Source organism: Streptomyces longhuiensis (genome assembly GCF_020616555.1).
Lineage (GTDB): Bacteria > Actinomycetota > Actinomycetes > Streptomycetales > Streptomycetaceae > Streptomyces > Streptomyces longhuiensis.
Genome location: NZ_CP085173.1, coordinates 2,704,236 through 2,726,129, shown reverse-complemented (window position 1 = coordinate 2,726,129; position 21,894 = coordinate 2,704,236). Strand labels below are relative to the sequence as shown.

Here is a 21,894-nt window from a genome sequence, read left to right as displayed (position 1 = left end):
CTCAGACCTTGTCGACGATCCCCACCTTCCCCTCCGCGCGGGAGCAGTGGGCCCCGCAGTACCAGTGCCCGTCGACCTCTACTCCCTGGCCGACGATGCGGCACCGGCAGTGCTCGCAGATCGGCGCCATGCGGTGGATGGCGCAGGAGAAACAGTCGAAGACGTGCACCGCGCCCTGCGCGTGCACCTCGAAGGACATTCCGTAGTCGTTTCCGCAGACCTCACAACGTGCCATGCGCCACAGGGTGGGCTTCGCGGTCGCGCGGGGCGAGCGGTGGGCGGGCGAGTCGCCGCGCAATCACCCGTCTGACGCCGGGGCCACGTCCCGCAGGAGCTGCCCGAAGGCCGCCTCGTCGATGACCGGTGTCCCGTACTGCTTCGCCTTGACGGCCTTCGACGTGTACGAGTCGGGGTCGTTCGTGACGAGGACGCTGGTGAGCCGGGACAGGCTCGTCGCGATGTGCAGCCCGGCCTCGACGGCGCGGTCCTCCAGGAGTTCGCGGTCCACCGAGGTGTCTCCGGAGAACGCCACCCGCATGCCCTGCTTGAGTCGTTTGCCCGGTTCGTACCGTCCGGGGTTCGGGTACGGGCACGGCTGCCGCTTGCGCGACGGGCGCCACGTCCCGCCGCCCCCGTACGAGGACGACGACGGGGCCGAGCCCTGGCGGCCGATGCGCGCCGCGCCGTCCGTCCACTCCGTGAGCGGCCTGCACTCGAGCAGGGGCAGCCGCACCCCGCCGCTCGCGGCGGCCCGCAGGCTCGGCCGGAACGCCTCGGCGAGCACGCGCGCGTCGTCGAGCGCGTGGTGCGCGTTGCGCTGGACGACGCCGAAGTGCGCGGCGAGGGACTCCAGCTTGTGGTTGGGCAGGGGGAGGCCGAGCTCCTTGGACAGCGCGATGGTGCACAGGCGCTGGCGGACGGGGGCGGTGCGCTCCGCGCGGGCGTACTCCCGGGCGATCATCGACCAGTCGAAGACCGCGTTGTGGGCGACGAGCACGCGGCCGTCGAGCCGGGTCGCGAACTCCTCGGCGATGTCCTTGAAGAGGGGGGCGCCCTCGAGTACGTCGTTCGTCAGGCCGTGGATCCAGACGGGGCCCGGGTCGCGCTCGGGGTTGACCAGCGTGTACCAGTGGTCCTCGACCTCGCCCCGCGCGTCGAGCCGGTAGACGGCTGCGGAGATTATCCGGTCGTCCCGGGAGAGGCCGGTGGTCTCCACGTCGACGACCGCGTATCCCTGCGGATACGCGGCCGGCCACGGAGCGGCGGACGCGGCGGTCGTCTGGTCTTCGAGCATGGTCCATGAGGATACGGGCCGCGACTGACACCTCTGTCGCCCGGTCCCGCGGCCCCGTCCGTTATGTCCGCAACAGGCCTGACACCAGGGCCCTGACGGAGGCGTCGAACACCTTCTCCGGGTCGGCCGGAAGGCTGAGCGCGCGGGCCAGGGCGGCGTCGCCCTCCGCCGTCCGCGCCCCCCACAGCTCCTCCTCGCCGGGCCGCTGCACGGGCGCGCGCTCGCGTTGACGCTCCACCAGGACATGGCCGACGACATGGAACTGCACCGCCCGCACGACCCCGGCGGCGCGGGTCCCGCGCAGGCCCGCGGCGTGCACCTCGCGCACGAGGGCCTGTTGCGCGGGCAGGAACATCCGCTCGGTCAGGCCGCGTTCGTGGACCATCGCGACGAGGTGGGGATGGTCGCGCAGCTGCCGGCGCAGAGCGCGGGCGACGGAGGTGACGCGCTGCTCCGGTGTGGCGCCGCGGGGGCGGATCTCCCCGAGGTCGGCGACGGTGCGCTCGACCAGGGCTTCGAGCAGTGACTCGCGGTTGCCGACGTGCCAGTAGATCGAGGTGACGGCGGTGCCGAGCTCGGCGGCGAGCTTGCGCATCGTCAGGGACTGCGGACCCTGCTGTTTCACCAGCTTCGCGGCGGCGGCGAGGACCTGTTCCCGGTCGAGATGTGTGCGCGTGTCTTTACCCTTCACGGAAGCTGTTGTAACTGTGTTACAGAGCATCCGCAAGTGCACGCCCGTCCACGCAAGTCCGCGCCGACGAAGGGTGGTACGACATGGCACGCATTCGATACGGAGCACGCACGGAGGCGGAGATCTCCGCCGCGCGCACCGCGAGCTCGAAGCTCCCCGACATCTGGTCCACGGGGGTGGTGGCTGTCTGGGAGAGCGACCCGGACGCGGTCGCCGCGGTGCTTCCGCCCCCGCTCAAGCCCACCGAACGCCCGCTGGTGCGGGCCAACATCAGCAAGGTCGACCTGCCCGGCTATCCCCTGGGCGCCGGATCGGTCGCCGTCGCCGCCGAGCACGGCGGCGTCGAGGGCTGGTATCCGCTCGTCATGCCGATGACGCACGAGCGCGCCCTGATCGGCGGCCGCGAGGTCTTCGGCGAGCCCAAGAAGCTCGGCGAGGTGAGCGTCGAGCGCGACGGCCTCGTGGTGCGCGCCGCACTCGCCCGGCACGGCATCGCCTTCGTGGAGGTGCGCGGCGCGGTGAGCGGCGTCCTGCCCCTGCCGGAGCCGGCGCTCAAGACGGACTTCTACTTCAAGTTCCTTCCCGCGGTGGACGGTTCGGGCTTCGACATGGAGCCGGTGCTCGTGCACTGCCTGCGCAACGAGAAGGTCCGCAAGCTGGAGCGGATCACCGGTGACGTGGTCCTGCGGGAGTCGATGTACGACCCGATCGCCGACCTTCCGGTGCGCGCCGTCGTCGAGCTCACCATCGGCGAGAAGACGACCGACCAGAAGGGCAGGGTCGTCGAACGCGTCAGCGCGCAGGCCCTGCTGCCGTACATCCACCAGCGCTACGACGACCCGCAGCAGATCCTCGACGGGCCGCCCGAGGGGAGCGTCTGATGCGGCTGGAGGCGGGACAGGTCGCCGTCGTCACGGGCGCGGCGAGCGGCATCGGCCTCGCGATGGCGCGGCGGTTCGCGGCGGACGGCCTGAAGGTCGTGCTCGCGGACGTCGAGGAGTCCGCCTTGGAGAAGGCCGCCGCCGGCCTGCGCGAGGACGGTGCCACCGTGCACGCGCGCGTGGTCGACGTCGGTGACCGAGGACAGGTCTTCGCCCTCGCGGACGCGGCGTACGAGAAGTTCGGCGCCGTCCATGTCCTGTGCAACAACGCGGGCGTCGGCTCGGGAGCCGAGGGCCGCATGTGGCAGCACGAACCGAACGACTGGAAGTGGGCCTTCGAGGTCAACGTGTGGGGCGTCTTCCACGGCATCCAGGCCTTCGTACCGCGCATGATCGAGGGCGGCGCGCCCGGCCACGTCGTCAACACGTCCTCCGGCGACGGCGGCATCGCGCCCCTGCCCACGGCCTCCGTGTACGCGGTCACCAAGGCGGCCGTCGTGACGATGACCGAGTCCCTGTACGCGCACCTGAAGGCGGAGCACGCGCGCGTGGGCGCCTCCGTGCTCTTCCCCGGACCCCACATGCTGCGCACCGGGCTGTGGGAGTCGCACCGCAACCGGCCCGAGCGGTACGCCAAGGAGAAGCCGCGCAGGACCCCGTACCGCAGCCTCGGCCAGTGGGAGTCCGCGATGAAGGAGGCGGGCCAGGAGGTGGAGTTCACGCCGGTCGAGGAGGTCGCGGACTTCGTCGCCGAGGGCATCGGGGCCGGCCGTTTCTGGCTGCTGCCGCCGAGCGAGCACAGCGACCGGCAGATCAAGGCCAGGTCCGCCTCGATGCTGGAGCGCGCGAACCCGGCGTACCTGGAGAGCTTCATTCTGGACTGAAGGGCATGTGATGACCGACCAGGACCCCTACCTGATCATCTCCTCCGACTGCCACGCCGGGCTGCCCACCGAGGAGTACCGGCCTTATCTGGACAGCCGTTTCCACCGCGCCTTCGACGACTTCCTCGGCGAGCGGGGCGCTCGTCGCGAGGAGGCGACGCGACTCGGCATCCGCAACGACGCCTTCGCCGCCAAGTGGTTCCAGGACAACGAGGAAGGACTGCGCGGCGGTTGGGACGCCGCGCAGCGTCTCAAGGAGCTGGACGGCGACGGGGTGGCCGCCGAGGTCGTCTTCCCCGACGCGGACGCCGTGGACAGCCGGACTGCCGCGCCCTTCGGCGTGGGGCTCGGGCTCTCCGGTGACCAGGACCCGGAGCTCGGCATGGCGGGCGCCCAGGCCCACAACCGCTGGCTCGCCGACTTCGTGTCCGAACACCCCGAACGGCACTGCGGGGTGGCCCTGTTGCCCATCACCGGCGAGGTGGACCGCGTCGTCGCCGAGGTCCACCGGGCCAAGGAGTCGGGGCTCGGCGCGCTGATGATCCCCTCCATGTGGGTCGACAAGGCGCCCTACCACGACCGGCGTTACGACCCCGTGTGGGCCGCGGCGGCGGAGTGCGCGATGCCCGTGGTCACCCACTCCGGGGCGGCGCCCCGCCACGAGTACGGCGACCACCTCGGGATCTATGTCTCCGAAGTGACGTGGTGGCCCGCGCGGCCGCTGTGGTTCATGCTCTGGTCGGGCGTCTTCGAGCGCCACCCGGGCCTGAAGTTCGGCGTCGCGGAGTCGGGCTGCTGGTGGCTGCCCAACCTGCTGTGGTTCATGGACCGCCTCTACCTGGGCGCGCACGGCGGCAAGAAGCTCTCGCCGTTCGCGGAACTGAAACGCTCCCCGCACGAGTACCTGGACCGCCAGGTGTTCGTCTGCGCCACCAACACCAAGCGCCGCGAACTCGCCCAGCGCTACGAGATCGGCGTCGACAACATCCTCTGGGGCAGCGACTTCCCGCACCCCGAGGGCACCTGGCCCGACACGCGCGCGTGGCTGAAGAAGACCTTCCACGACATCCCGGTGGCGGAGACCCGGCGCATGCTGGGGCTCGCCGCCGCCGAGGTCTTCGGCTTCGACACGGAGAAACTGGCCCCGCTGGCCGCCCGCATCGGCCCGACCCCCGCCGAACTCGGCCAGGATGCCGACCAGTCGGCCGTCGAGGCCTCCTGGGCGCGCTCACGTGAGGTGGGCCGCCACTGGCTGACCGATCACGACTTCCCCACCCTGGGGGTGACCTCATGAGCGAGCGCTACACAGTGATCTCCGCGGACTGCCACGCGGGAGCCGATCTCCTCGACTACCGGCCCTACTTGGAGTCCCGCCACCACGACGCGTTCGACGCGTGGGCGGCGAGCTACGTCAATCCGTACGCCGACCTGCTCGCGGACACCGCCGACCGGAACTGGAACTCGGACCGGCGCATCGCCGAGCTCGAACAGGACGGCATCGTCGCGGAGGTCGTCTTCCCGAACACGATCCCGCCGTTCTTCCCGTCCGCGTCCCTGATGGCCCCGGCCCCGACGCGCGAGGAGTTCACGCGGCGCTGGGCGGGGCTGCGCGCCCACAACCGCTGGCTCGCCGACTTCTGCGCCGCCGCCCCGGGGCGCAGGGCGGGTGTCTTCCAGATCCTCCTCAACGACGTCGACGAGGCCGTCGAGGAGATCAGGTGGGCCGCGGCCGCCGGGCTCACGGGCGGGCTGCTGCTGCCCGGCACACCACCCGGCTCGGGCCTTCCCGAGCTGTACTCGGCCGCGTACGACCCGATCTGGGCGACCTGCGCCGAGCTCGGCGTACCGGTCAACCACCACGCGGGCTCGGCGTCCCCGCCGCTCGGCGACGAACCGGCCGCGCGCGCCGTGTTCATGGTGGAGACGACGTGGTTCTCGCACCGGGCCCTGTGGCATCTGGTGTTCGGCGGCGCGTTCCGCCGTCACCCCGGCCTGAAACTGGTCCTCACCGAACAGGGCTCGGGCTGGATCCCCGGGGTCCTGGACATGCTGGACTACTACCACGGGCGCCTGGTGGCCGCTGCCTCGCGGGCGAACACGGCGGAGTCCAAGTTCGGTGCCGGGCTGGCCGATTCGATGGGCAAGGGGCCGTCCGAGGTGTGGCGCGAGAACTGCTACGTGGGGGCCAGCTTCATGCGCCCGCACGAGGTGCCGCTGCGCGACCGGATCGGCCTCGACAAGATCATGTGGGGCAGCGACTACCCGCACGACGAGGGCACCTACCCGTACACGCGCGAAGGGCTGCGGATCGCGTACGCGGGGCTGCCGCGCGACGAGGTCGCCGCGATGGTCGGCGGCAACACGGCCCGCGTCTACGGCTTCGACCTCGGCCTGCTCGACCCGATCGCGGCCCGTGTCGGGCCGACCGTCGAGGAACTGGACGAACCCCTCGACGAGGCGCCGAAGGACGCGACAAGTCCGGTGTTCGCCCGAGGAGGGTCGGTCCGGATCTGGTGACCGACGGTGCGATGCTCTTCGGGTGACTGACGATGTGCAGGACGCACCGCACGAGGAGTCCCACGGCGGCGCGCTCGGAACGCGGCTCAACTGGCTGCGCGCCGCCGTGCTCGGCGCCAACGACGGCGTGGTGTCCACCGCCGGGCTGGTCGTCGGCGTGGCCGGCGCCACCGAGGACCGCAGCACGCTCCTGACGGCGGGCCTCGCCGGGCTGCTCGCCGGCTCCATGTCGATGGCCGCGGGGGAGTACGTCTCCGTGTCCACGCAGCGAGACTCGGAGAAGGCGGCGCTCGCCCAGGAGAAGCGGGAGCTGCGCGAGTACCCGGAAGCCGAACTCATGGAGCTGACGGGGCTGCTCGAGGACCGAGGGCTCAGCCCCGAAGTGGCGCGGGAGGCCGCGGAGCAGCTCACCTCGCGTGACGCGCTGCGGGCGCACGCGCGCGTGGAGCTCGGCATCGACCCCGACGCACTCACCAACCCGTGGCACGCCGCCTGGGCGAGCTTCCTCGCCTTCACCGTGGGCGCGCTGCTGCCGCTGCTCGCGATCGTCCTGCCGCCCGGCGCCTGGCGGCTGCCCGTCACCGTGGTCTCCGTGCTCGGGGCGCTCGCCCTCACCGGCTGGAGCAGCGCCCGGATGGGCTCGGCTGCGGTGCGGCCCGCGGTGTGGCGGAACATGGCGGGCGGGGCGCTCGCGATGGCTGTGACGTACGGGGCGGGGTCGCTCCTGGGGGCGGCCGGTGTATGAGTGAACGCGCGGGAACCGGCGGAGATCAATGGAGGAAGGCGCCAACAACGAGCGTCGTACCGCAGGTAATACTTGTCGGTAACACCGTCTAGCCGTGGCCCGTCCGCGGCCCTACGGTGCAGGCATGTCGCCGAACCTGCCCGATGTCGTGCTCTGGTCGATCCCGGCCTTCGTGCTGCTCACCGTCGTCGAGATCGTGAGCGTACGCATCCATCCCGACGACGACGCCGCAGGCTACGAGACCAAGGACGCCGCGACGAGCATCGGCATGGGGCTCGGCAGCCTCGTCTTCGACTTCCTGTGGAAGATCCCGATCGTCGCGATCTACACCGCGGTCTACGAGCTGACCCCGCTGCGTGTGCCGATCCTGTGGTGGACGATCCCGCTGATGCTCCTCGCGCAGGACTTCTTCTACTACTGGTCGCACCGCGGGCACCACGTCATCCGCATCCTGTGGGCCTGCCACGTCGTGCACCACTCCAGCCGCAAGTTCAACCTGTCGACCGCGCTGCGCCAGCCGTGGACGAGCCTGACGGTGTGGCCGTTCTACCTGCCGCTCATCGCGTGCGGGGTGCACCCGGCCGCGCTCGCGTTCTGCTCGTCGGTGAACCTCGTCTACCAGTTCTGGATCCACACCGAGCGCATCGACAAGCTGCCCCGCGCCTTCGAGTTCGTCCTCAACACGCCCTCCCACCACCGCGTCCACCACGCCTCCCAGGGCGGCTACCTGGATCGCAACTTCGGCGGCATCCTGATCGTCTGGGACCGCCTCTTCGGGTCCTTCGTGCCCGAGGTCGAGCGCCCGGTGTTCGGCCTGACCAAGAACATCAGCACGTACAACCCGCTGCGGGTCGCCACGCACGAGTACGCGGCCATCGCCAGGGACCTGAAGGCGGCCGGCAGCTGGCGCGAGCGCGGCGGCCGGGTGTTCGGCGGACCGGGCTGGCAGCCGAAGGACAAGCCCACGCCGGTCCCGGCCCCCGCCGCGGGCCAGACCACCGAGCAGGCAGCCGAGGGCGCCGCGTGACGCCGACCCCGGCCCCGGTGCCGGCGCCCGCAGAGGCGCCGGCACCCGCCCGCGAGCGCGCGGCGCGCCTCCTGCTCGCCGCCTTCGCCCTGGCGTCCGCCGTCGACCTGATCGCCCTGCTCGCCGGGACCGACGCGGTCCACACCGCCGCCAAGCCCCTCCTCATGCCGCTGCTCGCCGCCTACGGCGTCCTGCGCGGCGGCCCCCGGCTCCTGACCGCCGCGCTGCTCCTCGGGTGGGGCGGCGACCTGCTGCTGCTCTTCGACGCCGACCTCGCGTTCCTCGCGGGCATGGGGTCCTTCGCCGCCGGACACGTCTGCTACCTCGTGCTCTTCAAGCGCGCGGGCACGCCACGCGCGCGTGGCGCCCTGCTCGCGGCCGCGTACGGCGTCGCGCTCGTGACGACCGTGGCGCTCCTGTGGCCCGACCTGCCGGCCGACATGCGCGGGCCCGTCGCCGGTTACAGCCTGCTCCTGACCGCCATGGCGTACGGCTCCTCGCGCCTGGGCGCCACGGCGGGGTGGGGCGGCGCGCTCTTCCTGCTGTCGGACACCCTCATCGCGACCGGCGTCGCCGACTGGCCGCAGCTCCCGCGGCCCGACTTCTGGGTCATGCTCACCTACCTCGCCGCCCAGTACCTGCTGGCGCGCGGAGTGCTCGGACACCCCCTCGACGCGCGGGCCGTACCCGTGGCGGCGTACCGTGAAAGGCGCACGACCGCCACCTGAGGCGCCCCGCACGCGATCCGTCAGCGGCGCCTGTGACCAGCACGAAGGACCCCCACTCATGCGCGCCACCACCATCCATGCCCCGTTCGACATGCGCGTGGAGGACGTGCCGGAGCCCGTCGTCCAGCTCCCCACCGACGCCGTCGTCAGGGTCCTGCGCGCCTGCATCTGCGGCAGCGACCTGTGGGCGTACCGCGGCGAGGCGGCACGCCAGCCCGGCCAGCGCATCGGACACGAGTTCCTCGGCATCGTCGAGGAGACCGGCTCCGAGGTGACCGGCGTCCGGCGCGGCGACCTGGTCGTCGCCCCCTTCATGTGGTCGGACGGGGTCTGCGACTACTGCACCGAGGGCCTCACCACCTCCTGCGAGCACGGCGGCTTCTGGGGCGCGGTCGGTTACGACGGCGGCCAGGGCGAAGCGGTCCGCGTCCCGTACGCGGACGGCACCCTCGTCCAGCTGCCCGCCGACGCCGCCTCCGACGAGCACCTCCTGTCCGCGCTGCTCACGCTCTCCGACGTCATGGGCACCGGCCACCACGCCGCGCTCGGCGCGGGTGCGCGCGCGGGCGCCACGGTCGCCGTCGTCGGTGACGGAGCCGTCGGCCTGTGCGCGGTCCTCGCGGCCAAGCGGCTCGGCGCCGAGCGGATCATCGCGCTCGGCCGCCACCAGGTCCGCACCGACATCGCGCGCCGCTTCGGCGCCACCGACGTCGTCGCCGAGCGCGGCGACGCGGCGATCGAGGCCGTCCGTGAGCTGACCCGCGGCCAGGGCGCCCACGCCGTGATCGAGGCCGTCGGCACCGAGCAGTCCATGAGCACGGCCGTGAACATCACCCGCGACGGCGGCGCCATCGGCTTCGTCGGCGTGCCGCACGGCAGCGGCACCGGTCTCGACCTGAGCGTCATGTTCGACCGGAACATCGCCCTGCGTGGCGGCGTCGCGCCCGTGCGCACGTACATCCCGCAGCTGCTGCCCGACATCCTCGACGGCACGATCGACCCGTCGCCCGTCTTCGACCTGACCGTCGGCCTCGAAGGTGTACCCGACGGCTACAAGGCGATGGACCAGCGCACCGCGCTCAAGGTGCTCGTCACGAACTGACGCCCCGCGCGCGGGGGGTCACGACCAGCGGATCGGGAGCGGCAGCGCGGTCAGGACGGCCGACACCGCGACCACCACGCCCAGGGCTGCCACCTCCGCGCGCGCGGGCACATACGCGGCCCCCGGGTCGCCGTGCCGCAGCCGCCGCCGCGAGGCCAGCGCGAACACGGAGACGACGGCCACGAGGATCACCTTCGCCAGCAGGGTGCGCCCGTAGGCCGTCGTCACCAGCTGGCCGAGGACGGTGCCCACCGGCATCCGGCGCAGCGTGCTGCACACACCGGTCGCCGTGAGGGCGGCGAGCAGGACGGCCGCCACGCGCGCGTAGAGCCCCAGCAGCACGGCTCCCGCCTCGGGCGCCGTCGTACGCCAGCGGCGCAGCGTTCGCAGGACGTGCAGCAGACCGCCCACCCACAGCGCGGCACACGTCAGATGGACGACGGTCAGGGCCGCGCCCAGATACGCCGTGTGCTCGGCCGGTGGGTGGGCGCGCAGCGCCTCGGCCACCACGACGGCGGCCAGCGGCGCGAGCGCGGTCGCCGGGCGGCGCGAACGGGCGCACAGGCCCGCCACCACGAACGCGTTGACCTCAAGGAGGGCGAGGGTGCCGTCCCTGGTCCCGTAGAGCCCGGCGATGTCCAGCTCGGAGAGCGCGTGCGGCACGAGGTTGCCGTTCGCCACGATCGACGCCAGCCCCAGCGCGGCCAGGAACCCCGCCCAGGGCGCGCACGCCGACCAGCCGCGCGGCCCGTCCGCGGACGGCGCCCCGGGCACCCGCCGGGCCAGCCGCGCCGCGAACAGCTCGCCCGCCTGTACGCAGAGGGCGGCGAACAGGACCGCCCGAAGGAGCGCCACACCGGTGACCCCGGGCGCCGCTGCCTCTCCCGTGCCGTCGAGGGCGGCGGAGGGCCCGAGCAGGGGGATCACCGCGGCCGCGGCCACGAGGACGAGCACGAGGACGGCCCGCCCCGTGGCGGGCCGTCGGGAGGGAGGAGCGGGGTCGTCCCCGCCGGGGGAGGGCGCCTCGGTGGTCGGTCGTATGGAACTCACCGCATGATCTTCGCCAGGTGTGACAGATCCGGGCAAGTCCAGGAAAACAACTGGCGCAGCGTCATTCCGCCTGAGCGGGCGACGTCAGCCATGCCGCCACTCGGGCGCGTCGACACCCCAAAGGCCGGACGGATGCGCCCAGTTGGCGGGCCCTCCGGCGAAGCCGGCCGGCGGCAGCGCGTGCCGCAGCCGTCCCGCGGGACTGTCGGTCTCCGCGAGCCAGCGCGCCGGGTTCTCGGCGTCGTACGTCTCCGTGGCCGCGGTGGGCCCGTGCGGGAGCTCCCGCGTCAGCCAGTGCGCGGTCCGGGCGAGCGCGGGCCGCAGCGTGCGTGTGCCGCCCTCGTCCAGCTGCTCGGTGACGGCGCGCAGCACGGCCGCCGCCAGGAGATAGCCCGTGCCATGGTCCAGAGCCTGCGCGGGCAGCGCCCCCGGCCGCTCCCCGGACCCCTCGACGGCCGCGATGCCCGTGGCCACCTGCACCACGCTGTCGAAGCCGCGCCGCTCGCCCCACGGCCCGTACGCACCCCACGCGGACAGCTGCGCGACCACGAGCCCCGGCCTGCGGGAGGCCAGCGCCTCGGGGGCGAGGCCGAACCGGTCGAGCGCGCCGGGCCGGTAGCCGGTCACGACGACGTCCGCGCCCGCGAGGAGGTCCTCGAAGACGCGCCGGTCCGCCGCGCCCGTCAGATCGAGCCGCGTGGAGCGCTTCCCGAAACCGGTGTCCGCGTGCGCCTCCGGGTCCTCCGGCAGCTGCGGGGCGTCGACGCGCAGCACGTCCGCGCCGAACAGCGCGAGGGTGCGCGTGGCGACGGGTCCTCCGGTGACCCGCGTCAGGTCGAGGACGCGCAGGCCGGACGCGGGCAGCAGCGGGTCGCCCGTGAGCGGGGGCAGCGACCGGGGCGCCGCCTTGTCGAGCCGCTCCCGGTCGAGCAGCGGCCGCCCGGCGATCGCCATCGCCTGAGGGTGCGCGGCCCATTCCTCCGTGGTGCGCAGGGCGACGGCCAGGCCCCCGGCGGCGTACACGGTCTCCTCGACCTCGGCGGCCGACCGCTCCGCGAGCAGCGCGGCGACCCGCTCCACGGACGCGTCGTCGCCGAGCCCGAGCGCGGCCAAGAGTCGTGCCCGGTGGTGCGGATAGTTGGCGTGGGTGCGCAGCCACCCGTCCGCCGTGCGCCAGAACCGGGACAGCGGCGCGAAGTTGACCGTCGCGCGCCCGTCGATCAGCAGATGCCGCTCGCTGACGAACGCGGTGGCCAGGGCGCCGTCGTCGAGGACCACGCGAGGTACGGGCCGTCCGGTGCGCCGGGCGGCCAGCTCGGCCGCGGCCAGCGAGCACGCGCCCACGCACGCGCGGGCCAGGTCGATCACGGGCAGCCGCGCGGGCAGCGCCCCTTCGCGTACTACGGACGCGATGTGCGAGGTCAGGGCAGGGTCGCCGCCGAGCGCCGCCCAGGCCGCCCGCGTTCCCTCATCCACCGGTGCATGTGTCATGCAGGCACTATCGCGCACGGCCCCCGGAACGACACAGGTGGGCCGGACGCAACCGTCCGGCCCACCTGAACTGCCATGCCTACACGGTTACTTGGTCACCGCGTCCAGGGCGTCGGCGATGCCGTGCCCGTAGAAGCCGTTCTTGTTCTTGCCGCCCTCGCACACCGCGTCGACCTTGCCGTCACCGTCGATGTCGTACGGGTCGGTGCACGGCGTGGCGTCGGCCTGCGCGTACAGAAGCGCCTTCACGGCCGCCGCGGAGGCGTGCGGGTGTGTCGACTTGATCAGCGCGGCGACGCCGGCGACGTGCGGGGACGCCATTGACGTACCGGCCATGTAGCCCCACTTGCCACCGGGCAGCGGGCCGAGGATCAGGCCGCTCGTGGCGGGCGGCGCCGGGGTCTGGTACGCCGTCGAGTCGCCGCCGGGGGCCGCGATGTCGATGATGCCCTGACCGTAGTTGGAGAACGACGACTTGAGGCCCTTGGCCCCGGTCGCCGCGGTCGTGACGACGCCCGGCAGCTGCGTCGGGATGTCGAAGCACTTGGACGGGTCGACGACCCGGTCGCCCGGGGTCGTGTCGTTCGGGCTCGACGGGTCGGTGATCTCGTCGGCGGCGAAGTCGTAGTTCTCGTTGCCCGCCGCCGCGACGTTCACGGCGCCCTTCTTCTCCGCGTACTGCGAGGCCCGCGCGACGGCCTTCACCAGCGCCTTCTGGTCCGGGTCGTCCGTGCAGTTGAAGTACCACGGGTCGGTGTAATAGCTGTTGTTGGTGACGTCGACGCCGTGCTCGGCCGCGAACACGAAGCCGCACACCACGGCCTCCGTGTAGAAGAAGCCGTCCGGGTTGCCCACCTTGATGCCCGAGACCTTCACGCCGGGCGCGACGCCCGTGATGCCGACGCCGTTCTTGGCGCCCGCGATCTCACCCGCGACATGCGTGCCGTGCGGGCTCTCCGAGGCGCTGGGACGCCAGGAGCCGTCCGTCGTGTCCGGCTTGCCCGAGACACAGTTCGCGGACGCCCCGCGGTCGAAGTTCGGCGCGATGTCCGGGTGGGTGTCGTCGACGCCGGTGTCGATCACGGCGACGGTGACCTTCTTGCTGCCGAGCGACTTCTCGTGCGCCTTGTCCGCCTTGATGGCGGGCAGGTCCCACTGCAACGGCTCCAGCGGGTCCTGTCCGGCGGCGGCCTGACCGGCCGTGGCCTTCAGCTGGGCGGCGCTCAGCGCCTTCGGGGTGCCGAGGTCGGTCGTGGACTGGGCGGGCAGCGGCGCGGTGCGCGTGGCACCCGCCGAGTCGACCCCGCGTGCCTTGCGGATGGTCTTCGCGAAGTCCGGGTTCGAGGAGTGCGCGACGATGACACCGATCTTGTCGTACGCGATGACGACGGTGCCGCCGGCCTTGGTGATCTCCTTCTGGACGGCGGCCGAAGTGCCGTGTCCGGAACGTACGTTGACCACGTAGCTGAGCGAGGGGCCGTCCGTGGCGACCGGGGCCTGAGGGGCCTGCGGGGCCTGACCCGCGGCCGACGCGGTCGCGTTCGGCAGGAACGCGAGCGCCGTGGCCATGGCCATCCCGGCCGGGATGGCTATCGAACGGCGGATGGAGCGGGAGCGCGCGAGGGGCGCCGTCATGGTGTCTCCTGGGTTCGTTGCGTTCGGGATGCGTGGAGCGGCAGGCAGGCGGAGCCGCCCCAGGTACCTCTGGTGCAGGTCTGCTCGGCGGGTCGCGTCCGGGTCACTTCTTGACGGCGTCGAGCGCGTCGACGATGCCGAAGCCGTAGAAGCCGTTGACACGCTTCCCGCCCTCGCAGGTGGCGTCGACGACACCGTCGCCGTCCCCGTCGTACGGGTCCGACGGGCAGCCCGGGTTGTCGGCCTCGGCCTTGAGCAGGGCCTGGAGCTGGGCCGGAGTGGCCTTCGGGTGCGCCGACTTGAGCAGCGCGGCGACACCGGCGGCGTGCGGCGACGCCATCGACGTGCCCTGGAGGAAGCCGTACTGGCCGCCCGGCATCGTCGACAGGATGCGGCCGTTCTTCGACGGGGTGTCCGGGAACTGGAACTTGTCGCCGCCCGGCGCCGCGATGTCGATGACGCCCTTGCCGTAGCTGGAGTAGTACGACTTGGCACCCGTCGGGCCCGAGGCGCTGACGGTGACGACGCCCGGCAGCTGCGTCGGGATGTCGAAGCACTTGTGCGGGTCGATCGTGCGGTGGACCGGCGTCGCGTCGTCGGGGCTGGAGTCGTCGACGAGCGCGTCCGAGTCCAGGTCGTCGTTGGAGTTGCCGGCCGACGCCAGGTTGAGCGTGCCCTTCTTCTGGGCGTACAGCTGGGCCCGGTCGACCGCGTCGACGATGGCCTTCTGGTCGGGGTCGTCCATGCAGTTGTAGAGCCAGGGGTCCACGTAGTAGCTGTTGTTGGTGACCTCGACGCCGTGGTCGGCGGCGAACACGAAGGCGCAGACCACGTTCTCCGGGTAGAAGAGGCCGTCGTTGGGGTCGCTGACCTTGATGCCCGCGACCTTCACACCGGGAGCGACCCCGGCGACGCCTATGCCGTTGCGGGCCGCGGCTATCTCACCGGCGACGTGCGTGCCGTGGTAGTCCTCGGCCGGGTCGTAGGGGCGCCACGCGCCGGGCGAGGTGTCCGCCTTGCCGCCGACACAGTTCGCGGACTGCGAGGCGGAGAAGTTCGGGGCGAGGTCGGGGTGGGTGTCGTCGACGCCGGTGTCGATGACACCGACCGTGACGTCGCGGCTGCCCGGGTTGATCTTCGCGGCCTTGTCGGCGCCGATCGCCCGCAGGTCCCACTGGTCGGCCTCGAGCGGCTCGGAGCCCGACGTCGCCTGCGCGGCGAGGGACTTGGCCTGTGCCTTCGACAGGACCTGGGCGGCACCCTCGTCCGTGGTGCCGGCGGCGACGAGCGGGGACGTACGCGTGGCGCCCGCCGACTGCACCCCCTTGACGGCGCGGATCTGCCGGCCGAAGTCCGGGTTCGACGCGTGGACGACGATCACGCCGATCCGGTCGTACGAGGCGACGACGGTCCCGCCGGCCTTGGCGATCGCCTTCTTCACGGACGCGAGGGTGCGGTGGTCCGTCCTGGTGTTCACGACGTACGCGAGTGCCCCGGCGTCGGCGGTGGCCGAACTGGCCTTGATGGCAAGGGAGTCGGCGGGTGCGGCCGACGCGGCGCCGGGCAGGAAGCCGAGGGACGCGGTGAGCGCGAGGCCGAGCGGCAGGGTGAGCGCCGGCCGGCGTCTGGAGCGCAGATGAGCCATGGGATCTCCACATCATCCGTCGTATATGGAAAAGCCCGAACACAGTTGGTGCCCGGGCAGGTACATGACGCGTGGTGCTCGGGTGAACGTATCCCGGGTCCTCGCAGGCCAGCAATGAAATCCCAAAGAAAACGCATGACTGGGCAACGCAGTTGAACCGGTGCGCACGTGCCCCCGTGACGTTGAGCAGGGGGCATCCGCACGATCGCCGCCCCCTGTCGGATCACGCCGGGTGGCCCTACCATCGCCTCCCGGCCCAGGTGATCCAGATCACTGTGAGGTCTGAGAACCACATGTCCGTTTCACCCGCCGCACCCGCACCGCGAGGAGACTCCGTGGCCACCGATGCACCGCCACCGCCGAAAAGCGGCTCCCGCAACCAACCCGCACCGCCCTCCACGGAGGAATTCATCGCGGAGCAGGAGAGCGCGGAGTTCGCCGAACTGCGCCACGCGCACCGCTCGTTCGCCTTCCCCCTGACCGTCGCCTTCATCGCCTGGTACCTGCTGTACGTACTGCTGTCGAACTACGCGGGCGACTTCATGGGCACCAAGCTCTTCGGCAACATCAATGTCGCGCTGGTCCTCGGCCTCGCCCAGTTCCTGACCACGTTCCTCATCGCCTGGTGGTACTCCCGCCACGCCGCCACCAAGCTCGACCCCAAGGCCGAGGCGATCAAGTCCCGGATGGAGGGCGGCGCATGAGCCCCGCAGTCACGCAGGTACTCGCCGCGGGTGAGGCGAGCGAGCACCGGCCGCTGATCATCTCGCTGTTCGCGGTGTTCGTCCTCGCCACCCTGGTGATCACCGTCTGGGCGGGCCGCCAGACGAGGAACGCCTCCGACTTCTACGCGGGCGGGCGCCAGTTCACCGGCTTCCAGAACGGACTCGCCGTCTCCGGCGACTACATGTCCGCGGCCTCGTTCCTCGGCATCGCCGGAGCCATCGCCCTCTTCGGCTACGACGGCTTCCTCTACTCCATCGGCTTCCTCGTCGCGTGGCTCGTCGCCCTGCTCCTGGTCGCCGAGCCGCTGCGCAACTCCGGCCGCTACACGATGGGTGACGTCCTCGCGTACCGGATGCGCCAGCGCCCGGTCCGCACCGCCGCCGGCACCTCCACCATCGTCGTCTCGATCTTCTACCTGCTCGCGCAGATGGCGGGCGCGGGCGTCCTCGTCTCGCTGCTCCTCGGCATCACGTCCGACGCGGGCAAGGTCGGCATCGTCGCCCTCGTCGGCCTGCTGATGATCGTGTACGTCACCATCGGCGGCATGAAGGGCACCACCTGGGTCCAGATGGTCAAGGCCGTGCTCCTGATCGCGGGCACGCTCCTGCTCACCTTCCTGGTCCTGCTGAAGTTCAACTTCAACATCTCCGACCTGCTCGGCAAGGCGGCGTCCAACAGCGGGAAGAGCGCCGCGTTCCTGGAGCCCGGACTCAAGTACGGCGCCACGTCGACGTCGAAGATCGACTTCATCTCGCTCGGCATCGCGCTCGTCCTCGGCACCGCGGGACTGCCGCACATCCTGATCCGCTTCTACACGGTCCCCACCGCCAAGGCCGCCCGTAAGTCCGTGAACTGGGCGATCGGCATCATCGGCGCCTTCTACCTGATGACGATCGCGCTCGGCTTCGGAGCCGCCGCCCTCATCAAGCCGGAAGAGATCATCGCCTCCAACCCGGCGGGCAACACCGCGGCGCCGCTGCTCGCCCTCCACCTCGGCGGGGTCGACTCGTCGTGGGGCGCGATCCTCCTCGCGACGATCTCGGCGGTCGCCTTCGCCACGATCCTCGCGGTCGTCGCGGGCCTGACCCTCGCCTCGTCCTCCTCATTCGCGCACGACATCTACGCGAACGTCATCAAGAAGGGCAAGGCCTCCGAGAAGCAGGAGATGAAGGCGGCCCGCTGGGCGACCGTCTTCATCGGCATCGTCTCCATCGGCCTCGGCGCCCTCGCCCGTGACCTGAACGTGGCCGGCCTGGTCGCGCTCGCCTTCGCGGTGGCTGCCTCCGCGAACCTGCCGACGATCCTCTACAGCCTCTTCTGGAAGCGCTTCACCACCCAGGGCGCGCTCTGGTCGATCTACGGAGGCCTCTTCACGGCGGTCTTCCTGGTGCTGTTCTCGCCGGTCGTCTCCGGCAACCCGAAGACGTCCATGTTCAAGGGCGTCGACTTCCACTGGTTCCCGCTGGAGAACCCGGGCATCATCTCGATCCCGGTCGGCTTCCTGCTCGGCTGGCTCGGTACCGTCCTGTCCAAGGAGAAGGCGGACGCCGGCAAGTACGCGGAGCTCGAAGTCCGTTCCCTCACCGGCACGGGAGCCCACTGACCTCGGGATTCGGACGGCCGCCCCGCGGACCCTCGTATGGATCTACGAGGCGGCCGTCCCGCTCCCGTGGGATCTGGAGCCCGCTCACGCCGGACCCATCACGTAGGCTCGGACTATCAGATCCGCATCGGAGAGGGGGCCCAAGTGCTGATCGACACCTATGGCCGAGTGGCTACCGACCTCCGCGTCTCGCTGACCGACCGGTGCAATCTCCGGTGTACGTACTGCATGCCCGAAGAGGGCCTCCAGTGGCTGGCCAAGCCCGATCTGCTCACGGACGACGAGATCGTCCGGCTCATCCGGATCGCCGTCACGCAGCTCGGCATCACGGAGGTCAGGTTCACCGGCGGCGAGCCCTTGCTGCGCCCCGGCCTCGTCGGCATCGTGGAGCGCGTGGCCCAGCTGGAGCCCCGCCCCCAGATGTCCCTGACGACGAACGGGATCGGACTCAAGCGCACCGCCGCCGCCCTCAAGCAGGCCGGCCTCGACCGGGTCAACGTCTCGCTGGACACCCTGCGCCCCGACGTCTTCAAGACCCTCACCCGGCGCGACCGCCACAAGGACGTCATCGCCGGCCTCGAAGCCGCGAGCGAAGCCGGCCTCACCCCCGTCAAGGTCAACTCCGTGCTGATGCCGGGGCTGAACGACGACGAGGCACCCGACCTCCTGGCGTGGGCCGTCGAGCACGACTACGAGCTGCGCTTCATCGAGCAGATGCCGCTGGACGCCCAGCACGGCTGGAAGCGCGACGGCATGATCACCGCCGGTGACATCCTCGCGTCCCTGCGCACGCGCTTCGACCTCACGCCCGAGGGCTCCGGCGAGCGGGGCTCCGCCCCCGCCGAGCGCTGGCTGGTGGACGGCGGACCGCAGCGCGTCGGCGTCATCGCCTCCGTCACCCGCCCGTTCTGCTCGGCCTGCGACCGCACCCGGCTCACCGCCGACGGACAGGTGCGCACCTGCCTGTTCGCCAGCGAGGAGACGGACCTGCGCGCGGCCCTGCGCTCGGACGGCGGGGACGACGAGATCGCCCGCATCTGGAAGCTCGCCATGTGGGGCAAGAAGGCCGGCTCCGGTCTGGACGACCCGACGTTCCTCCAGCCCGAGCGCCCGATGTCCGCGATCGGCGGCTGACCCGGGGCCTCAGCCCTCGTGGTCCCCGGACTCCCAGTCCTTCAGCGCGACGACGTCCTTCAGGAAGCCGCGCACACCGAGGAACTGGGAGAGATGCTCGCGGTGTTCGTCGCACGCGAGCCACGTCTTGCGCCGCTCCGGCGTGTGCAGCTTCGGGTTGTTCCAGGCGAGCACCCAGACCGCGTCGACGCGGCAGCCCTTGGCGGAACAGATCGGGTTTTCGTCACTCACAGGTACCGCCCCAAACACATACGCGCCCAAACAAAGGCGACGCCGAGCAGCCACGGGGGGAGCTGCCCGGCGTCGGTCCGTCGCTCCGACGGGGGATGCGGAGCGCGTACGAAGTATGTCATGGGGGACCGGCAGCCCGGCACCGGAACTACATGATTGATCTGAGCTTTTCTTGAGCTTTGCGGATAGTCGGTGGTCAGCCGCGGTCGCCCAAGTGATCACGCCTCGCGTCGTCGTGCGCACCGGTGCCGTCCTCCGGAACGGATTCCGCGGGGGCGCCGGCGGCGGGCGGCGTGAGCATCGGCCGCACGGGCGTGGTGACGAAGGTCGACGGCAGCGAAGGGACGTTCTCCCGGCCCGCGTTGGCGATCACCACGGCGACGTAGGGGAGCAGCAGACCGAGCACCAGGGCCGCGATCGCCACCGGGCGTTCGACGTTCCACAGGGCCGCGCCGAGGATCACGGCGAGGGTGCGGACCGACATCGAGATGACATAGCGGCGCTGCCTGCCGCGGACGTCGTCGGCGAGACTCTGCCTCGCCCCGGTGATCCGGAAAACCTCGCCGCTGCTCTGCTTCCGCATCACATTCCACCGCCTGCCTGCCATGCCGGACTCTCCCCGGTCCGGACTCCCTCCACGGTACGCCCGGCTTCCTCCACGTTCGAGACCGGGGCGGACCCCACCTGTGCGTACGTGCTGCGCCGTACCGCGTACGGGTGCGCCCGACATGCGCTGTATGGCGGATAAGCCGAGACTGGGCGCAGATGCGCACAGCGCGCCACAGAGGAGGCGACGACATGAGCTGGTTGTGGGCGATCATCGTGGGTCTGGTGCTCGGACTGATCGCGAAGGCGATCCTGCCGGGCAAGCAGCAGATCCCTCTGTGGCTGACCGTGATCTTCGGAATCATCGGCAGCGTGCTGGGCAACACGGTCGCCACCTGGATCGGAGTCAACGACACCAAGGGCATCGACTGGACCCGCCACCTGCTCCAACTGGCCGGAGCCGTGGTCATCGTGTGGCTGGGAGACATGGCCTGGGTGGCCCTGCGACGCGACAAACAGCGCGTATGAGGCAGCGCTTCTGAGACGGACAGCCGAAAGGGCGGCCACGCACCAGGTGTGCGGCCGCCCTTTCGGCTGTCCGTCTCAGAGCGTGTTCACAAGCTGTGCGCTCAGGCGCTGACGACCTCGACAGCCGCCAGGTTCTTCTTGCCGCGGCGCAGCACGAGCCAGCGCCCGTGCAGCAGCTCGTCCGCGGCCGGCACCGCGTCCTCGGCGGCGACCTTCACGTTGTTCACGTACGCGCCGCCCTCCTTCACCGTGCGCCGGGCGGCCGACTTGCTCGCCACGAGACCGACCTCGGCGAGCAGGTCCACGACCGGGCCGAGCGTGTCGACCTTCGTGTGCGGCAGCTCGGAGAGCGCGGCCGCGAGGGTCGCCTCGTCCAGCTCGCCCAGGTCGCCCTGCCCGAACAGCGCCTTGGACGCGGCGATGACGGCGGCGCACTGCTCGGCGCCGTGCACCAGTGTCGTCAGCTCCTCGGCGAGGGCCCGCTGAGCGGTGCGCGCCTGCGGCCGCTCCTCGGTGACCTTCTCCAGCTCCTCCAGCTCCTCGCGGGACTTGAAGGACAGGATCCGCATGTACGTCGAGATGTCCCGGTCGTCCACGTTCAGCCAGAACTGGTAGAACGCGTACGGCGTCGTCATCTCCGGGTCCAGCCAGACGGCGCCGCTCTCGGACTTGCCGAACTTGGTGCCGTCCGCCTTCACCATCAGCGGCGTCGCCAGCGCGTGCACCACGGCGTCCGGCTCCATGCGGTGGATCAGGTCGATGCCCGCGGTGAGGTTGCCCCACTGGTCGCTGCCGCCCTGCTGGAGCGTGCAGCCGTAACGCCGGAACAGCTCCAGGAAGTCCATGCCCTGAAGGAGCTGGTAGCTGAACTCCGTGTAGCTGATGCCCTCCTGGGACTCCAGGCGGCGGGCCACGGAGTCCTTGGTGAGCATCTTGTTGACCCGGAAGTGCTTGCCGATGTCGCGCAGGAACTCGATCGCGGACAGGCCCGCGGTCCAGTCCAGGTTGTTCACCATCGTCGCGGCGTTCTCGCCCTCGAAGGACAGGAACGGCTCGATCTGGGAGCGCAGCCGGGACACCCAGTTCGCGACGGTCTCCGGGTCGTTCAGGGTCCGCTCGGCGGTCGGCCGGGGGTCACCGATCTGGCCGGTGGCCCCGCCCACGAGCGCCAGCGGACGGTGACCCGCCTGCTGGAGCCTGCGGACGGTGAGCACCTGGACCAGGTGGCCGACGTGCAGGGAGGCCGCGGTCGGGTCGAAGCCGCAATAGAACGTGACGGGACCGTCCGCGAGCGCCTTGCGCAGTGCATCTTCGTCGGTGGACAGGGAGAAGAGTCCCCGCCACTTCAGCTCGTCGACGATGTCCGTCACGGTCGTGTGTCTCCTTGAACGGTGCTGATGGGTCAAACAGTGCTGGTGAGTACTCGCCAGTGTATG

General features: G+C 71.3%; 22 protein-coding genes. 12 read left to right on the top strand and 10 right to left on the bottom strand.

From position 1 onward, the window contains the following. Position 1: 1 nt before the first annotated feature. The 3 genes from LGI35_RS12765 to LGI35_RS12755 form a co-directional block, all read right to left on the bottom strand. Positions 2 to 235 (bottom strand): hypothetical protein, encoded by a 234-nt coding sequence (locus LGI35_RS12765; protein ID WP_100592621.1) that lies wholly within the window; start codon positions 233 to 235, stop codon positions 2 to 4. A 63-nt stretch (positions 236 to 298) separates the two neighbouring features. Further along, complete coding sequence (locus LGI35_RS12760; RefSeq protein WP_227293976.1) at positions 299 to 1,294, bottom strand: DEDDh family exonuclease; 996 nt, start codon at positions 1,292 to 1,294, stop codon at positions 299 to 301. A gap of 61 nt (positions 1,295 to 1,355) precedes the next feature. Continuing rightward, entirely contained in the window at positions 1,356 to 1,985 is a 630-nt protein-coding gene (locus LGI35_RS12755; RefSeq protein WP_227293975.1) for a TetR/AcrR family transcriptional regulator, read from the bottom strand. Positions 1,986 to 2,068: 83 nt separating this feature from the next. On the opposite strand from LGI35_RS12755, the gene LGI35_RS12750 reads away from it, so the two are divergent. The 8 genes from LGI35_RS12750 (at position 2,069) to LGI35_RS12715 (ending at position 9,869) form a co-directional block, all read left to right on the top strand. After that, positions 2,069 to 2,866 (top strand): acetoacetate decarboxylase family protein, encoded by a 798-nt coding sequence (locus tag LGI35_RS12750; RefSeq protein WP_227293974.1) that lies wholly within the window; start codon positions 2,069 to 2,071, stop codon positions 2,864 to 2,866. Continuing rightward, positions 2,866 to 3,750 (top strand): SDR family NAD(P)-dependent oxidoreductase, encoded by an 885-nt coding sequence (locus LGI35_RS12745; RefSeq protein WP_227293973.1) that lies wholly within the window; start codon positions 2,866 to 2,868, stop codon positions 3,748 to 3,750. Before LGI35_RS12750 ends, LGI35_RS12745 begins: the two co-directional genes overlap by 1 nt. Before the next feature lie 10 nt (positions 3,751 to 3,760). Then, entirely contained in the window at positions 3,761 to 5,044 is a 1,284-nt protein-coding gene (locus LGI35_RS12740; protein ID WP_227293972.1) for an amidohydrolase family protein, read from the top strand. After that, a complete protein-coding gene (locus LGI35_RS12735) occupies positions 5,041 to 6,267 on the top strand; it encodes an amidohydrolase family protein (protein ID WP_227293971.1) in 1,227 nt (408 codons plus the stop codon). Before LGI35_RS12740 ends, LGI35_RS12735 begins: the two co-directional genes overlap by 4 nt. 22 nt (positions 6,268 to 6,289) lie before the next feature. After that, positions 6,290 to 7,012, top strand: a complete 723-nt coding sequence (locus LGI35_RS12730) for a VIT1/CCC1 transporter family protein (protein ID WP_227293970.1) — start codon at positions 6,290 to 6,292, stop codon at positions 7,010 to 7,012. A gap of 124 nt (positions 7,013 to 7,136) precedes the next feature. Next, positions 7,137 to 8,039, top strand: coding sequence for a sterol desaturase family protein (locus LGI35_RS12725; protein WP_227293969.1), 903 nt, complete (start codon positions 7,137 to 7,139; stop codon positions 8,037 to 8,039). Further along, the gene (locus LGI35_RS12720; protein WP_376221525.1) at positions 8,036 to 8,767 is read left to right on the top strand and encodes a lysoplasmalogenase; all 732 of its coding nucleotides are present in this window, start codon (positions 8,036 to 8,038) and stop codon (positions 8,765 to 8,767) included. The genes LGI35_RS12725 and LGI35_RS12720 overlap by 4 nt, the downstream gene beginning before the upstream one ends. Positions 8,768 to 8,825: 58 nt before the next feature. Further along, the gene (locus tag LGI35_RS12715; protein WP_116502839.1) at positions 8,826 to 9,869 is read left to right on the top strand and encodes a zinc-dependent alcohol dehydrogenase family protein; all 1,044 of its coding nucleotides are present in this window, start codon (positions 8,826 to 8,828) and stop codon (positions 9,867 to 9,869) included. 18 nt (positions 9,870 to 9,887) lie between these two features. Here the strand turns inward: LGI35_RS12715 and LGI35_RS12710 are convergent, their stop codons facing one another. From LGI35_RS12710 to LGI35_RS12695, 4 genes are all read right to left on the bottom strand, one after another. After that, positions 9,888 to 10,919 (bottom strand): CopD family protein, encoded by a 1,032-nt coding sequence (locus tag LGI35_RS12710; protein ID WP_376221523.1) that lies wholly within the window; start codon positions 10,917 to 10,919, stop codon positions 9,888 to 9,890. 84 nt (positions 10,920 to 11,003) lie between these two features. Beyond that, positions 11,004 to 12,410, bottom strand: coding sequence for a CoA transferase (locus LGI35_RS12705; RefSeq protein WP_227293968.1), 1,407 nt, complete (start codon positions 12,408 to 12,410; stop codon positions 11,004 to 11,006). Positions 12,411 to 12,497: 87 nt separating this feature from the next. Further along, entirely contained in the window at positions 12,498 to 14,045 is a 1,548-nt protein-coding gene (locus LGI35_RS12700) for a S8 family serine peptidase (RefSeq protein WP_227293967.1), read from the bottom strand. 103 nt (positions 14,046 to 14,148) lie between these two features. Next, complete coding sequence (locus LGI35_RS12695; protein ID WP_227293966.1) at positions 14,149 to 15,690, bottom strand: S8 family peptidase; 1,542 nt, start codon at positions 15,688 to 15,690, stop codon at positions 14,149 to 14,151. A 335-nt stretch (positions 15,691 to 16,025) separates the two neighbouring features. Here LGI35_RS12695 and LGI35_RS12690 point away from each other — a divergent pair, with 335 nt between their 5' ends. The 3 genes from LGI35_RS12690 to moaA all read left to right on the top strand — a co-directional run bounded on the left by LGI35_RS12690 (position 16,026) and on the right by moaA (position 19,153). Beyond that, complete coding sequence (locus tag LGI35_RS12690; RefSeq protein WP_116502843.1) at positions 16,026 to 16,394, top strand: DUF485 domain-containing protein; 369 nt, start codon at positions 16,026 to 16,028, stop codon at positions 16,392 to 16,394. Then, positions 16,391 to 18,019 (top strand): solute symporter family protein, encoded by a 1,629-nt coding sequence (locus LGI35_RS12685; RefSeq protein ID WP_227293965.1) that lies wholly within the window; start codon positions 16,391 to 16,393, stop codon positions 18,017 to 18,019. The genes LGI35_RS12690 and LGI35_RS12685 overlap by 4 nt, the downstream gene beginning before the upstream one ends. Before the next feature lie 144 nt (positions 18,020 to 18,163). Beyond that, the gene (gene moaA, locus LGI35_RS12680; protein WP_227293964.1) at positions 18,164 to 19,153 is read left to right on the top strand and encodes a GTP 3',8-cyclase MoaA; all 990 of its coding nucleotides are present in this window, start codon (positions 18,164 to 18,166) and stop codon (positions 19,151 to 19,153) included. A gap of 9 nt (positions 19,154 to 19,162) precedes the next feature. On the opposite strand, the gene LGI35_RS12675 is transcribed toward moaA, so the two are convergent. Both LGI35_RS12675 and LGI35_RS12670 read right to left on the bottom strand, forming a co-directional pair. Beyond that, positions 19,163 to 19,384: a hypothetical protein gene (locus LGI35_RS12675; RefSeq protein WP_206301923.1), complete on the bottom strand. Its 222-nt coding sequence runs from the start codon at positions 19,382 to 19,384 to the stop codon at positions 19,163 to 19,165. Between the two features lie 196 nt (positions 19,385 to 19,580). Then, positions 19,581 to 19,991, bottom strand: coding sequence for a DUF3099 domain-containing protein (locus LGI35_RS12670; protein ID WP_376221515.1), 411 nt, complete (start codon positions 19,989 to 19,991; stop codon positions 19,581 to 19,583). Positions 19,992 to 20,182: 191 nt separating this feature from the next. On the opposite strand from LGI35_RS12670, the gene LGI35_RS12665 reads away from it, so the two are divergent. Further along, on the top strand, positions 20,183 to 20,458 hold the full coding sequence (locus LGI35_RS12665; RefSeq protein ID WP_116502848.1) for a GlsB/YeaQ/YmgE family stress response membrane protein: 276 nt from the start codon (positions 20,183 to 20,185) through the stop codon (positions 20,456 to 20,458). Positions 20,459 to 20,559: 101 nt separating this feature from the next. Here LGI35_RS12665 and tyrS read toward each other — a convergent pair whose 3' ends face one another. Beyond that, the gene (gene tyrS / locus LGI35_RS12660) at positions 20,560 to 21,828 is read right to left on the bottom strand and encodes a tyrosine--tRNA ligase (protein WP_227293963.1); all 1,269 of its coding nucleotides are present in this window, start codon (positions 21,826 to 21,828) and stop codon (positions 20,560 to 20,562) included. Between the last annotated feature and the right edge of the window lie 66 nt (positions 21,829 to 21,894).

Excerpts from the sequence above, each read along its gene's own strand:
- LGI35_RS12765 (WP_100592621.1), bottom strand. The coding sequence starts at position 235 with ATGGCACGTTGTGAGGTCTGCGGAAACGACTACGGAATGTCCTTCGAG.
- LGI35_RS12760 (WP_227293976.1), bottom strand. The coding sequence starts at position 1,294 with ATGCTCGAAGACCAGACGACCGCCGCGTCCGCCGCTCCGTGGCCGGCC.
- LGI35_RS12750 (WP_227293974.1), top strand. The coding sequence starts at position 2,069 with ATGGCACGCATTCGATACGGAGCACGCACGGAGGCGGAGATCTCCGCC.
- LGI35_RS12745 (WP_227293973.1), top strand. The coding sequence starts at position 2,866 with ATGCGGCTGGAGGCGGGACAGGTCGCCGTCGTCACGGGCGCGGCGAGC.
- LGI35_RS12740 (WP_227293972.1), top strand. The coding sequence starts at position 3,761 with ATGACCGACCAGGACCCCTACCTGATCATCTCCTCCGACTGCCACGCC.
- LGI35_RS12735 (WP_227293971.1), top strand. The coding sequence starts at position 5,041 with ATGAGCGAGCGCTACACAGTGATCTCCGCGGACTGCCACGCGGGAGCC.
- LGI35_RS12725 (WP_227293969.1), top strand. The coding sequence starts at position 7,137 with ATGTCGCCGAACCTGCCCGATGTCGTGCTCTGGTCGATCCCGGCCTTC.
- LGI35_RS12715 (WP_116502839.1), top strand. The coding sequence starts at position 8,826 with ATGCGCGCCACCACCATCCATGCCCCGTTCGACATGCGCGTGGAGGAC.
- LGI35_RS12705 (WP_227293968.1), bottom strand. The coding sequence starts at position 12,410 with ATGACACATGCACCGGTGGATGAGGGAACGCGGGCGGCCTGGGCGGCG.
- LGI35_RS12700 (WP_227293967.1), bottom strand. The coding sequence starts at position 14,045 with ATGACGGCGCCCCTCGCGCGCTCCCGCTCCATCCGCCGTTCGATAGCC.
- LGI35_RS12695 (WP_227293966.1), bottom strand. The coding sequence starts at position 15,690 with ATGGCTCATCTGCGCTCCAGACGCCGGCCGGCGCTCACCCTGCCGCTC.
- LGI35_RS12685 (WP_227293965.1), top strand. The coding sequence starts at position 16,391 with ATGAGCCCCGCAGTCACGCAGGTACTCGCCGCGGGTGAGGCGAGCGAG.
- LGI35_RS12670 (WP_376221515.1), bottom strand. The coding sequence starts at position 19,991 with ATGGCAGGCAGGCGGTGGAATGTGATGCGGAAGCAGAGCAGCGGCGAG.
- LGI35_RS12665 (WP_116502848.1), top strand. The coding sequence starts at position 20,183 with ATGAGCTGGTTGTGGGCGATCATCGTGGGTCTGGTGCTCGGACTGATC.